The organism is Bifidobacterium simiarum (assembly GCF_002802905.1).
Taxonomy (GTDB): domain Bacteria; phylum Actinomycetota; class Actinomycetes; order Actinomycetales; family Bifidobacteriaceae; genus Galliscardovia; species Galliscardovia simiarum.
Genome location: NZ_PEBK01000003.1, coordinates 97,568 through 111,491 on the forward strand (window position 1 = coordinate 97,568; position 13,924 = coordinate 111,491).

Sequence of the window (13,924 nt, forward strand, 5' to 3'; positions counted from 1 at the left end):
AACACACGAGTCTGTGGGCCCCGACGGAAAATCGCCACGGACTGAAGCGGCCCGTGGCGATGTGAGCGAAATCACGCCTTGAGATAGCGGTGCAGCGAGAACAGCGAGGCGATCATCGACAGCACGACGGCTCCGGCGACCAGCGCCGGCGACATGAGCAGCACGGTGGCCTGATTGACGAACGGCATCCACGTCACCGTCTTCGCCAGCCATCCGGTGACGAACACCTCGACGATGCCGCTCAGCGCCGCGCAGGCCAGAATGCTGCCGATCAGCGAGGCGATCGCGCCCTCGAGGATGAACGGCAGCTGGATCGTCCAGTTGGACGCTCCCACCAGCCGCATGATCTCGGTTTCGTTCTTGCGCGACGCGGCCGACATGCGGATCGTCGTACCGGTGAGCATGATCGCCACGACGATCATCACCGCGGCCAGCACCACGGTCACCGCCGTGGCCCGGTTGAGGATCGCGAACACCGGATCGAAGATCTGCCGCTGGTCCTCGACCTCCTCCACGCCCTTCTTGCCGGAAAGCACCTCGGAGACCTGCTGGTACTTCTCCGGGTTGGTGAGCTTGAGTCTCAGGGAGTCCTGCATGTCATCGGCCGTGAGCGTACGGCCCTGATACACGCCGCCGGGATACTGCTTGCTGAACGTGTCGTCGAAGAACTGCTGCTTGCTCACGTAGGTGATCTTCGAGACGTCGTTGGGCAGCTCGTCTTTGATCGTGTTCTGGATGTCCATGATCTCGTCGGTGGTCGGCGCCTTGCCGCTGGCGCAGTTGGCCGACTGGCTGGTGCCGTCCGGGCACAGCCACACCACGACCTCCACCTTGTCGTACCAGGTGCCCTTGGCCTTGGTGATCTGCGCCTGCATGAGCACGGACGCCCCGATGAACACGAAGGAGATGAAGGTGACGAGCATGACCGACAGGATCATCGACCCGTTGCGCTTGATGCTCGTCCAGGTCTCGGACAGTACGAACCGCAGTCTCATCGCTGCTCCTCCTTATCTTCGGTCGTGTTGGTCTTGGTCTGTTCGCCGGTCTGCTCAGCGGACTGTTCAGCTGACCGGTCGGTCGAATGATCGACCGAATGATCATCGGCGCCGGACTCGTGCTCGGCAGCGTGCCCGCCATGCGCCGGCGGCGCGGGCGGGGCGGGAGGCGCAGGCGGGGCCGGCGGAACCGGCAGCGCCTCGCCGGACGACTGCGGGGCCGGCGGTTCGGCGGCCGGACGCGAATCGGTCTGATCGGACCGGACGGACTGTGTGGTCTGATCAGACTGATCGGATTGTCCGGATTGTCCGGACTGACCGGACTGACCGGTCTGTGTGGTCTGACCGGACCGGACGGACTGACCGGTATTGGCCGCGGTGGTCTCTGTGGCAGTCGTTTCGACTGCCCGATGGGGCTTGAACCGTTCATTGGGATCCACGGTGGCCGATGCGGACTGATCCGGATTTCCGATCTGTCCCATCTGTCCGGTCTGTCCCGTCTGACCGGACCGTTCCGTCTGCTCGGCGGAGTCCGACTGCATGGCCGAGGTTTCCGCGGTCCGGTTGCTCCGCCGCTCCTCGATACCCTCCGGGGAAATGCCCTTGCCCCAGGTCAGCGTGGTCTCCACGGGGGCGAACGCCTCGCCGTAGCGGCCGGTACGGCCCGAATGCACGGAATTGGCCAGACGCGCGATGCCGGGATCACCGGTGACGGAGGCGTTCACCGCCTGCGCCGCGGCGGCCACGGCGGCGGCCGCACCACGGTCGTCTCCCCCGTTCACCGCCGCATTCGCCACGGAAGCGGCTTCGATCACGGGTTTGCCGGCGATTCCGGAAGCGGCGCCGGCGGAGGCGGCACCGTCCTGCCCCATGCGCAGCGCCTGCTGGGCACGGGCCTCCACCTCGGCATCCGGGAAGTAGACGGCGGAATCGTAGACGCCGCCCTGCTCGTCACGCACGATCCGACCGTTATGCAGCTCGACCACGCGCTTGCGCATCGAATTGACGATCTCCTCGTTATGCGTGGCCATCACGATCGTGGTGCCGGTACGGTTGATGGCCTCCAGCACCTCCATGATGCCCACCGAAGTGGTGGGGTCGAGGTTGCCGGTCGGCTCGTCGGCCAGCAGGATCTGCGGATGGTTCACGTAGGCGCGGGCGATCGCCACGCGCTGCGCCTCGCCGCCGGACAGCTCATGCGGCAGACGATCCTCCTTGCCGGTCAGACCCACGGTCTGCAGCACCTGCGGCACCAGCGTCTTGATCGTGGAGCGACGGGTGCCGATCACCTCCAGCGCGAACGCCACGTTCTGCCACACCGTCTTGTTGGCCAGCAGCTTGTAGTCCTGGAACACGAAGCCGATGGACCGACGGTACTGCGGCACCTGCCGGTTGGACAGCCGTCGCAGATCGTTGCCGGCCACGCGGATCTCACCCTCCGTGGCCTGCTCCTCATGCAGCAGCAGACTCAGCAGGGTGGTCTTGCCGGAACCGGAGGCGCCCACCAGAAACACGAACTCCCCGCGATCGATGCTCAGCGAGACATCGTCCAGCGCCGGGCGGGAGCCTCTCGGATAGATCTTGGTGACGTCGTCAAGAGCGATCAATGCCATTGTCGTATTCGTCCTTCCTACACCGATGTCCGACCGGATGCTCCGATCGGACAAGATCCCGGCTTACGCTTCGGCTTCGGCCTGCGCCTCGCGGCGCTGCTGGTGACGCCAGCGGATGCCGGCGTCGATGAACGCGTCGATGTCGCCGTCGAACACGGCCTGCGTCTGCGAGGTCTCGTATCCGGTGCGCAGATCCTTCACCATCTGGTACGGATGCAGCACGTAGGAGCGCATCTGATCGCCCCAGCTGGCCTTGATGTCGCCGGCGAGCTCCTTCTTCTTCTTGGCCTCCTCCTCGCGGCGCAGCACCAGCAGTCGGGACTGCAGCACGGCCATGGCGGCGGCGCGGTTCTGGATCTGCGAGCGCTCGTCCTGCATGGTCACCACGATGCCGGTGGGAAGGTGGGTGATGCGCACCGCGGAGTACGTGGTGTTCACGCCCTGGCCGCCGGGGCCGGAGGAGCAGTAGGTGTCCACGCGGATGTCGGTGTCGGGCACGTCGATGTGATCGGTGGCCTCGACCAGCGGCACCACCTCGACGGCGGCGAAGCTGGTCTGACGGCGGCCCTGGTTGTCGAACGGCGAGATGCGCACCAGACGATGCGTGCCGCCCTCGACGGAGAGGCGACCGTAGGCGTAGGGGGCGTCCACCTGGAAGGTGGCGGACTTGATGCCGGCCTCCTCCGCGTAGGACGTGTCCATCACCTTGGCCTTGTAGCCGTGGCGCTCGGCCCAGCGCAGGTACATGCGCAGCAGGATCTGCGCCCAGTCGGCCGCATCCACGCCGCCCGCGCCGGAACGGATCGTCACCACCGCGGAACGCTCGTCGTACTCGCCGTCCAGCAGCGTCTGGATCTCGATGTCGGCCAGCGCCTGATGCACGCTCTTGATCTCGGCCTCCGCCTCGTCAAGCGTGTCCTGATCGTTCTCCTCACGACCGAGCTCCACCAGCGTCTCCACGTCGTCGATGCGACCGCCCGCGGAGGTGATGCGCTTGAGCTGGGCCTCGGCCGCGGACAGTCGGCTCGTCACCTTCTGCGCGTTCTCGGGATCATCCCACAGACCGGGGGCGCTGGCCTCCTTCTCCAGATCGGCGATCTGGCCGCGCAGCGCGTCGAGATCCACCGCCTTGGCGATCGTGTCGTATTTGGAACGCAGTTCCTCGATACCTTGCGAAAAATCAAATTCTGCCATCGTTGTTCACCTTAGTTTGCTGTACCGGATTGCTACCGTCGGATTGATACCGTCATCGTATGGGTTATCTGGGTACGGCACCGCCGTTCGGACGGAGCCGTTCGAACAGGACCGATCAGACTGCCGGGCGTCCCGCCGCTACGGTCACGGGAATCGCACGACCAACCGATCGATCGGGGCGAGAGGGTATGGATAGGCGTCAAAAACCGCCGTAGATGGCCGGAACGACCATGGTAGCGAGCATGCCGACGACCGCGACGACGCACACCACCCTCGCGATGGTGCCGCGTCGGCGCTCTCGGGCCTCGCGTTCATTCCGGTATTCATTCACAAGCGGACATTGTACCCGGTTCCCCTCTACAAACACGGCGTGGAATACGCTCTGAGAGTTTCCCCGCGGCCATGTATGGTGGGATTTTGGCGGGATTCGCGCATCTGCGCGACCCAATACCCTCTATCGAAGGAGTCCGAAAATGACTGAGTCTCGCACCGCGTGGGGCTGGGGACTGTCCAGCGTCGACGCCGCCGGCACCACCCTGGACGTCTGGTATCCGAGTCTGACCCTGGGAGAGGCGCCGGCCGACGCCTACCGTCCGACGCATGACTTCGGCGTACTCGAGCACATCGAGCCCGACGCCCGCGGCGTGCGCCGCATCCCGGTGTTCACTGTCTCCCACCTCGACGAGCCGATCGTCGACGCCGCCGACGCCTACCTGCGCCTGCACCTGATGAGCATGCGCCTGGCCAAGCCGAACACCCTGAACCTCGACGGCATCTTCGGCAAGCTCGCCAACGTGGTGTGGACCAACTACGGCCCGTTCGCCGTGCAGGACTTCGCCCTGCGCAAGCTCGACGTCCTCAAGGCCGCGGCAGGCTCCCACGTGCCCACCCCCGACATCAACGTGCTCTCCGTCGACAAGTTCCCGCGCATGATCGACTACGTCGTCCCCTCCGGCGTGCGCATCGGCGACGCCGACCGCGTGCGACTGGGCGCCCACCTCGCCGAAGGCACCACCGTCATGCACGCCGGCTTCGTCAACTTCAACGCCGGTACGCTCGGCACCTCCATGATCGAAGGCCGCGTCTCGCAGGGCGTCGTCGTCGGCAACAACTCCGACGTCGGCGGCGGCGCCTCCATCATGGGCACGCTCTCCGGCGGCGGCAAGCTGCGCAACTCCATCGGCGAGCACAGCCTGCTCGGCGCCAACGCCGGCATCGGCATCTCCCTGGGCGACAACTGCGTCGTGGAGGCGGGCCTCTACGTAACCGCCGGCACCAAGGTCACCATCTACGACAAGGCCAAGGTCGCCGCCGGGCAGCCCCTCGACACCGTCAAAGGCAAGGACCTCAGCGGCAAGAACAACATCCTGTTCATCCGCAACTCCGTTACCGGTGCTATCGAGGCCCGCACCCGCAAAACGGGCATCGAACTCAACGCCGCATTGCACAAAAACTGAGGCGACTCGGGGCCTCATAGCACCGGTAACCGTGCGCGGCCTCGGCGGCCGCTCCCCTCGCCTACGGGCAGTCCACCGGACTGCCCGCTTCACGGCTCGGCTGGTGCGATCGAGGCCCGCACGCGCAAGACCGGCATCGAATTCAACGCCGCCCTGCACAAGAACTGATGGTTCGGTAACGGAGTGTCATCGGTGTTACGGGAAGTTCGACGTACCATCCGTACGCCTTCACTTCCCGCGCCTTGATGACACACACGTTACCGAACCATCCCGGTCTGCTTCTTATGAGAACAATGTGGGCAGACTTGCCTAGTTGACTACGTGGTCGACTGGGATCTGCGGGGTCGATGGGGAGGTGCGGCGTCCGACACACTCAAGGCCGTTCGGCCCCGGAGCCAGCGAGCTGGCTCCTAGCCTACGGTCGGACACCGCACCTCCCCATCTCCGGCCCGACGATTCAGTAACAGGCATTCTTCGGCCACGCGTCCGGCGAGCCGGCCGCTAGCTTACGGTCGAGCAACACCTATCCCAATCTCCCGGTTGCTCAGTGCCAAGTCGAGATAAAGCGACCGAAATAAAGAGGATGTTCGGCCCCGGAGCCAGCAAGCTGGCTCCTAGCCTACGGTCGGACACCGCACCATTCCATCTCCAGCCCGACAATGCTGAACCCGAAGATGCCGGAATCTGGAATATTGGCTTCCCCCTTTGGGGGAAGCTGGCGGCGTGAGCCGACTGATGAGGGATCCCGAGCACCATACGCCCCATCCCATCTCCAGCCCAACGGCTCAGCGACAGGCATTCTTCGCCGCTGCCTACTGGGTAGCCGAACACGCAGGTCTCGCTGGAGGTCGCCCGATGGATCGGAACGCAAAAATCCGATTTCCCTCTCTGATCCATCAAAAACCGTCGATATTCGATGGATCGGAACGCAAAACCACCGATTTTGCAGCCCAATCCATCGAAATGCGATCTCCCGGTTTTCAGGATCCCTGAAATCATGCGGTTTTCAAACTTCGCCATCTCGACGACCGATGGATTGCGTTGCGAAAACACCCAATATGCGCTGTGCTCCATCGGAAACCGGCGATATCCGATGGAGCACAGCGCAAAAACTCGATTTCGCGGTCGATTCCATCGGACCGACCGACGGAATACGAGATGCTAGCGCTTGTCGATGGGGACGTAGTTGCGTTCGGGCTCGCCGGTGTAGACCTGACGGGGGCGGCCGATCTTGGTGGCCGGATCGGCGAGCATCTCCCGGTACTGGGCGATCCAGCCGGGGATGCGGCCGAGGGCGAACAGGGTGGTGAACATGGCCTTGTCGAAGCCGATGGCCCGGTAGATCAGTCCCGTGTAGAAGTCCACGTTCGGGTAGAGCTGCCGCGAGACGAAGTAGTCGTCGTGCAGGGCGATGTCCTCCAGTTCGAGCGCCACGTTGAGCAGGGCGCGCTCTCCCGAGAACGCGTCGCCGCGCAGCTCCATGATCTGCTTGAGATACTTCTTGGCGATGGCCGCACGCGGATCGTACGACTTGTACACGCGGTGGCCGAGACCGGAGATGCGGTGGCCCTCGCGCTTGGCGTCCTCGACGAACTCGCGCACGGACTTGCCCGAATCGCGGATCGTCTCCAGCTGACGCAGCACGGCCTCGTTTGCGCCGCCATGCAGCGGCCCGGACAGTGCGTTGATGCCGGCGGCCACGGCGGAATACAGGTTCGCGTGGGCGGATCCGGCGATGCGCACCACCGACGTGGAGCAGTTCTGCTCGTGGTCGGCGTGGATGATCAGCAGCTTGTCGAGCGCGTCGACCATCAGCGGGTCGGATTCGAACTGCGTGTAGGGCACCGCGAAGCTCATGCGCAGGAAGTCGTCCACGTAGCCGCGCAGATAATCCGGATACAGCATCGGCTCGTCGCGGCGGCGGCGCCAGATATGCGAGACGATGGTGCGCACCTTGGCCATGATGTTCGCGGCGGCGGCGTCGAGCTGCTCGGGATCATCGATGTCGACCGTATCGGGATGGTAGGCGGCGAGCGCGTTCACCGCAGAGGCGAGCACGCTCATGGGGTGGGCGTTGCGCGGGAACGAGCCGAGGAACGTGCGGAAGTCCTCGCCGATCACGGTGCGGCGCAGGATGCCGTCACGGAATTTCGTGTACTGTTCGGAGTTCGGCAGTTCGCCGTGCTGGAGCAGCCATGCCACTTCGAGGAAGTTCGAGTGCTCGCACAGCTGCTGGATCGGGTAGCCTCGGTAGCGCAGCACCGAATTGTTGCCGTCGATGAACGTGATCTTGGATTCGCACTGTGCCGTGGTGAGGAATCCCGGGTCGAGCGTGACCCATCCGTCGTTGCGCAGCTTCGAGACCACGATGCCGTCGGGACCGCTGGTCGCCTTCACTACCGGCAGGTCATAGGCGGTGGATTCCACCTCCAGCCTTGCTGTTGCCATATTCCCTCCCTCAATATCGCTACGTGGCGTATCGCTCTATGGCGTAGCCGAAATCATCACGTGGCGTAGCCGAACAGTATTCGCCTTAGGTTACCGCATGATTATGGCGTACGCCGTCGTTCGCCCATTTCCACGCCTATGGCAACGGCCCGGACGACGTGTGAGACGTCGTCCGGGCCGTCGATGCGGTCACGTCCTCGGGTCATGCCCCCGGCCGTCGCGGGAGCCCAGTGACTCAGTGACCTAGTGGCTCAGTGGCTCAGTTCCGCGCGGTGAGGATGATCGGATCGCCGTCGGTGATGGCGATGGTGTGCTCGCTGTGGGCGCCGCGGGAGCCGTCCTGGGCGCGCAGGGTCCAGCCGTCCTTCGGATCCTGGAAGATCTCGTCGGTGCTCTTGAGGAACCACGGTTCGATGGCGATGACCAGGCCGGGGCGCAGCCGGTAGCCGTGATGGGCGCGGCCGTCGTTGGGCACGTGCGGATCGCCGTGCATGATGTGGCCGACGCCGTGGCCGCCGAACTCCAGATTGATCGGGTAGCCGTAGGAGCGGGCAACGTCGCCGATGGTGGACGAGATGTCGCCCAGACGGTTGCCGGCGCGGGCCACGTCGATGGCGGCGGCCAGCGCCTCCTCGGTGCACTTGATCAGTCGCAGATCCTCCGGATCCGGATCCTCGCCGACCACGAAGCTGATGGCGGAGTCGCCGACCCAGCCGTCCACGCTCACGGCGAGGTCGAGCGAGATCAGGTCGCCGTCCTTGAGGTTGTAGTCGTAGGGCACGCCGTGCAGCACGGCGTCGTTCACGGAGGTGCAGATGTAGTGGGCGAACGGGCCGGTGCCGAAATCCGGCGCGTAGTCCACGTAGCAGGATTCCGCGCCCTTGCGCTCCTCGATGCGCCTGCGGACGAAATCGTCGATCTCCAGCAGGTTGGTGCCGACCTTCGTCATGGACTTGAGTTCCTTGAGGATCTCGCCGACGAACTTGCCGGCGGCACGCATTTCCTTGATTTCCTGAGGTGTCTTCAGCTCGATCACTGTATCGCTTCGCTTTCTACGATGGTGTTTCCATCACCTTACTTCAATACCATGCCATCCCGTCACCACGCTTCCCCGTCACCCGACCGTCCCGGCCACTCCCGAACCGTCCCGGGCAATCCCGTCACAGCGGGGCCACGGAATCCTCATGGCATTAGTATGGCTGGGCCATTACTCTGGAAGGCATGACAGACAAGCTGATCTCCGGCCTCGACCCGGCATCGTTCTCCTCCGTAATCAAGCCGTCCGACGATTTCTTCCGATACGTCAACGGCCCGTGGATCGACACCTACATTCTTCCCGCCGACCGCGCCCGGTTCGGCGCGTTCGACAAGCTCGCCGAGAACGCGGAGAAGGACATCCGCGACATTCTCGAGGACGAGTACAGCCCGGCGATCAAATCCGCGGTGCTGTACCGTTCGTTCCTGAACGAGGAGGCCATCGAGGCCGCCGGTCTCGACCCGATCCGTCCCGATCTTCAGGCCATCGACGGCGCCGAGGACAAGCAGGCGCTGACCCACACGCTGGGTGCGCTCAACCCCGACGGCGGCCCCGATCTCATCGGCTTCATAGTCTACCCCGATCCGGGCGACCCCGAACGCAACGTGACCCATGTGGAGCAGGCCGGTTTGGGACTGCCGGACGAGGCCTACTATCGCGAGGACCGTTACGAGCCCGTGCGCGGGTCCTACAAGGACATGGTCGCGAACCTGCTCAAGCTCGCCGGCTATGCGTCGACCGGCGCCGACGCCGACGCGCAGGCGGCCCGCTTCCTCGACGTGGAGACCCGCATCGCCAAGTACCACTGGGACGTGGTGGCCACCCGCGACGAGGAGAAGACCTACAATCCCACCGATTTCGCCGAATTGAAGAACCTGCTGGGCGACTTCGACATCAGCGAATGGGCCAAGGCCTGGCAGCAGGCGTACGATTCCTCGTCCACGTCGGCGCTGCAGCCGGTGGACATGACCGCCGTGCTGGCGCATACGATCGTGCATGAGCCGAGCTTCCTCACCGGCATCGGCCACTTCTGGAAGGAGACCGACCTCGACGATCTGAAGCTGTGGGCCCGCGTGCACACGCTGATCGGCTGGGCCGGCTATCTGAGCCACGACTTCGACAAGGCCCGCTTCGACTTCTATGGCAAGGTGCTTTCCGGCACCACCCAGCAGCGCGACCGCTGGAAGCGCGCCGTCTCGCTGGTCAACGGCATCAGCGGAGAGGACGTGGGCCGCGAGTACGTGCGCCGTCACTTCCCCGAATCCTCCAAGCAGCGCATGGAGGAGCTAGTCGGCAACCTGATCCGCGCCTACCATGCCTCGATCGAGGCCAGCGACTGGCTGGGCGAGGAGACCCGCGCCCGGGCGCTGGAGAAGCTCGCCAAGTTCACGCCGAAGATCGGCTACACGAACCATTGGCGCGACTACGGCGCGCTCAACGTGTCGGACGACTACTCGCTGGTGGAGAACCTGCGCAACGCCTTCCGCTACGAGGGCGGCTACCAGCTCGCCAAGGCCGGCCGACCGGTCGACAAGGACGAGTGGCTGATGAACCCGCAGACGGTGAACGCCTACTACGAGCCGACGATGAACGTGATCGTGTTCCCCGCAGCGATCCTCCAGCCGCCGTTCTTCAACCCCGAGGCCGAGGACGCGGCGAACTACGGCGGCATCGGCGCGGTGATCGGCCACGAGATCGGCCACGGATTCGACGACCAGGGTTCGAAGTACGACGGCGACGGCAGGCTGCACGACTGGTGGACCGCGCAGGACCGCGAGAACTTCGAGAACCGCACCAAGGCGCTGATCGAGCAGTACAACGGGTTCGTGCCCGCGCAGCTCGCCGAGAAGTACGCCGACGCCGGTCATCCGGAGCAGGCGCCGCACGTCAACGGTGCGCTGACCATCGGCGAGAACATCGGCGATCTGGGTGGCGTGAACATCGCGATCAAGGCGTACGCCCTGGCGCTCGGAGCCAAGAACGGCACCGCCGAAGCGGTGGCGGAGGCCCTGAAGAAGGCCCCGACCATCGACGGGTTCACCGGCGTCCAGCGCTTCTTCCTGTCCTACGCCTCCGTATGGCGTGGCAAGAACCGCGACGAGCTGGCCGAACAGTATCTGCAGATCGACCCGCACTCCCCCGCCGAATTCCGTACCAACGGCATCGTGCGCAATGTGGACCTGTTCTACACCGCGTTCGGCGTCACCGAGACGGACCGTATGTGGCTCGCCCCCGATCAGCGCGTCCGGATCTGGTAGTTCCCGGACACTGACAGCCCCGGACACTGACCGACCCGTCCCGGATCCTCCCGACGACTACCGTCCCTCGTCGCCGTCGGGAGGATCCGCCGACTCGAATCCCCGAAACTCCTCGGCATCAGGCCGATCGCCGGTGGGCCCCGGGTCCGGCGTCTGCCGTCCCGGACCGTCCGCATACGGATCGCCGGCGCCCATGCCACCGGAAGCGCCCATACCACCGGAGGCAGGCATGCCACCGGCCGCCGTGTTCGGCGCCGACGCCTGATCCGCCCCCGATCCACCGTTCGCGTTGTTCGAAACCCGGGTGAACACGCTGATGCCGCGGTTGAGATCATGCCCCACCGATGTGGCCTCGATGCTCAGACCGCTCTGCAGCTTGCCGCCCCGGTCCCATTCGTTGGTGGACAGCACGCCGGAGACCACCACGGCGTCGCCCTTCTTCAGCGAGCGCATGACGTTGAGGGCCAGCGACCAGAAGGTCTTCACGCTCACCCATGTGGTGGGGCTGTCCTGCCATGTCTTCGTGGAACGGTTCCAGTACCGTCTGGACGCGGCCAGCCGGAAGATGCAGCACGGCGTGCCGCCCTCCTGCCCGAACCGCTGCGGTTCCCTGCATACGTTGCCCGCTATGACTATCTGTGCCTGCTGTGCCATCATCGGCCCCTTCCCGTCGGCCGCGACCGTCGCACGCCGACTAACGTTTGGACCGTTTGCGCGACGGAGCCGGGTTCAGAGGCGCTGATGATACGAGGCTTCCCAACGGATAGACTCCGTTGTCGGATACGCCCGTGATCCCGGTCGTCGTGAAACGGTGATTCCCACTATGCGACCGATGGGCCGCGAATGACAGCCGTACGGAAAATGTGGTCGAACGTGGGCGACACGCCGGCGGAATGTGGATAACTTCCCCGAAAATCCCCGAAAAAACGAATGGGTGTGGACGAATCATCCATCGTCCACACCCATCGGCGGATATTCTGCGTCAGCCAGACAGAATCAACCCGGCAGAATCAACCCGGCAGAGTCAGCCCGGCAGAACCAAATCAGCCAAGCCGCAACAATCAGCCCAGCAGTGCCTTCACGCGCTCGGCGATCACGTCGGCGGCCTCGGCCACCGGCACGGCCGCGTCGTTCTCGCCGTTGCGATCGCGCACCTCGATGGTGCCGTTGTTCACGGTGTCGCGACCAGCGACGGCGATCAGCGGGGCGCCGATGAGCTCGGCGTCCTTGAACTTCACGCCCGGGGAGACCTTCTTGCGGTCGTCGTAGATGACCTCGATGCCCTTGGCCTCAAGATCGGCGACCAGCTTCTCGGCGGCCTCGAACGCCTCGGCGTTCTTGCCGGTGGCGACGACGTGCACCTGGGCGGGGGCGATGATCGCCGGCCATGCCAGACCACGCTCGTCGTGATGCGTTTCGGCGATGCAGGCGAGCACGCGGGAGACGCCGATGCCGTAGCAGCCCATCCACACGGGCACGGCCTTGCCGTTCTGGTCGAGCACCTTGAGATCCAGCGCCTTGGAGTACTTGAGACCCAGCTGGAACACCTGGCCGATCTCCACGCCGCGCTCGAAGCTCAGCGGACCGGAGCCGTCCGGGCTCATGTCGCCGTGACGCACCTCGACGGCCTCGACGGTGCCGTCGGCCTCGAAGTCACGACCGTAGACAAGGTTGTAATAGTCGACCTCATGCTCGTCGGCGCCGGTGAACCATGCGGAGCCCTTGACCACATGCGCGTCGAGGAAGTAGCGCACCGGGTTCTCCACGCCGGCGGCCTTGGCCTGCGGGCCGAGCACCATCGGGCCGATGTATCCGGGAACCAGTTCCGGATGGGCCTTGAGATCCTCCTCGGTGGCCTCCTCGAGCTCGGCGGGGGCGAACTGCGCCTCGAGACGCTTCATGTCGACAGTGCGGTCGCCGGGCACGCCCACGACGATCACTTCGCGCCACGGCTCGTCGTGATCCTCGTCCTCAGGGTGCTTGACGGCGATGACGACGTTCTTGAGGATGTCGGAGGCCTCCCACGAGCGGCCGTCGGCACGCGGATGGTCGGCGTTGGCGCGCTCGATCATGTTGTCGATGGTCTTGGCGTCGGGCGTGGCCTCCTTGGCGGCTGCCGGCGTGTTCGAGCAGTCGATCTCGGGCAGTTCGGGCGTGGTGAGCGCCTCGACGTTCCAGGCCTTGCCGGAGGGGGCGAGCGCGAACGTGTCCTCGCCGATCGGCATGGGGGCGAGGAACTCCTCGGAGGCGGAGCCGCCCATCGGGCCGGACATGGCGAACACGGGCACGTACTTGAGGTCGAGACGCTGGAAGACGCGCTCGTAGGCGCCGCGCTCGTCGTAGTACGCCTTCTTCAGGCCCTCCTCGTCGATGTTGAACGAGTAGGCGTCCTTCATGACGAACTCGCGGCCGCGGATCAGGCCGGCGCGCGGACGGAACTCGTCGCGGTACTTGGTCTGGATCTGGTAGAGGACGACGGGCAGGTCCTTGTAGGACGAGTACATGTCCTTGACCAGCAGGGTGAACATCTCCTCGTGGGTCGGAGCGAGCAGGTAGTCGGCCTGATGACGGTCCTTGAGACGGAAGATGTTGTCGCCGTACTCCTCCCAGCGATGGGTGGCCTCGTACGGTTCGCGCGGCAGCAGGGCCGGGAAGTGCACTTCCTGGGCGCCGATGCCGTCCATCTCCTCGCGAACGATGGCCTCGATCTTGTTGAGGACCCTCAGGCCCAGCGGCAGCCACGTCCAGATGCCCGGGGCGGCCTTACGGATGTATCCGGCTCGTTGCAGCAGTTTCGCGGAATCAACGTCCGCGTCGGCGGGATCCTCGCGCAGCGTGCGGAGGAACAGCGTGGACATACGCAATGCTTTGGAACTCATGGTTTCCTACCATATCCGCGTAAAGCGACATCATCGGCGGACGG

The 13,924-nt window shown here is 64.9% G+C and carries 9 protein-coding genes; 2 read left to right on the forward strand and 7 right to left on the reverse strand.

Annotation, left to right across the window (positions count from 1 at the left end):
* Window positions 1-71: 71 nt before the first annotated feature.
* The 3 genes from ftsX to prfB all read right to left on the reverse strand — a co-directional run bounded on the left by ftsX (window position 72) and on the right by prfB (window position 3,802).
* On the reverse strand, window positions 72-995 hold the full coding sequence (gene ftsX / locus CSQ87_RS03855) for a permease-like cell division protein FtsX (protein WP_100512568.1): 924 nt from the start codon (window positions 993-995) through the stop codon (window positions 72-74).
* A complete protein-coding gene (ftsE, locus tag CSQ87_RS11280) occupies window positions 992-2,608 on the reverse strand; it encodes a cell division ATP-binding protein FtsE (protein WP_423734770.1) in 1,617 nt (538 codons plus the stop codon). The genes ftsX and ftsE overlap by 4 nt, the downstream gene beginning before the upstream one ends.
* Before the next feature lie 63 nt (window positions 2,609-2,671).
* Window positions 2,672-3,802 (reverse strand): peptide chain release factor 2, encoded by a 1,131-nt coding sequence (gene prfB, locus CSQ87_RS03865; protein ID WP_100512569.1) that lies wholly within the window; start codon window positions 3,800-3,802, stop codon window positions 2,672-2,674.
* Window positions 3,803-4,275: 473 nt separating this feature from the next.
* Here prfB and dapD point away from each other — a divergent pair, with 473 nt between their 5' ends.
* Window positions 4,276-5,259, forward strand: a complete 984-nt coding sequence (gene dapD / locus CSQ87_RS03870; RefSeq protein ID WP_100512570.1) for a 2,3,4,5-tetrahydropyridine-2,6-dicarboxylate N-succinyltransferase — start codon at window positions 4,276-4,278, stop codon at window positions 5,257-5,259.
* A gap of 1,161 nt (window positions 5,260-6,420) precedes the next feature.
* Here dapD and CSQ87_RS03875 read toward each other — a convergent pair.
* Window positions 6,421-7,707, reverse strand: a complete 1,287-nt coding sequence (locus CSQ87_RS03875) for a citrate synthase (RefSeq protein WP_100512571.1) — start codon at window positions 7,705-7,707, stop codon at window positions 6,421-6,423.
* 259 nt (window positions 7,708-7,966) lie between these two features.
* Window positions 7,967-8,743 carry a type I methionyl aminopeptidase gene (gene map, locus CSQ87_RS03880; RefSeq protein ID WP_100512572.1) on the reverse strand — a complete coding sequence of 259 codons (777 nt, stop codon included), beginning with the start codon at window positions 8,741-8,743 and terminating at the stop codon, window positions 7,967-7,969.
* A gap of 185 nt (window positions 8,744-8,928) precedes the next feature.
* On the opposite strand from map, the gene CSQ87_RS03885 reads away from it, so the two are divergent.
* The gene (locus CSQ87_RS03885) at window positions 8,929-11,001 is read left to right on the forward strand and encodes a M13 family metallopeptidase (RefSeq protein ID WP_100512573.1); all 2,073 of its coding nucleotides are present in this window, start codon (window positions 8,929-8,931) and stop codon (window positions 10,999-11,001) included.
* A gap of 57 nt (window positions 11,002-11,058) precedes the next feature.
* Here CSQ87_RS03885 and CSQ87_RS03890 read toward each other — a convergent pair whose 3' ends face one another.
* Both CSQ87_RS03890 and CSQ87_RS03895 read right to left on the reverse strand, forming a co-directional pair.
* A complete protein-coding gene (locus tag CSQ87_RS03890; protein WP_100512574.1) occupies window positions 11,059-11,658 on the reverse strand; it encodes a single-stranded DNA-binding protein in 600 nt (199 codons plus the stop codon).
* A 404-nt stretch (window positions 11,659-12,062) separates the two neighbouring features.
* Window positions 12,063-13,880 carry a proline--tRNA ligase gene (locus tag CSQ87_RS03895; protein ID WP_165776731.1) on the reverse strand — a complete coding sequence of 606 codons (1,818 nt, stop codon included), beginning with the start codon at window positions 13,878-13,880 and terminating at the stop codon, window positions 12,063-12,065.
* Between the last annotated feature and the right edge of the window lie 44 nt (window positions 13,881-13,924).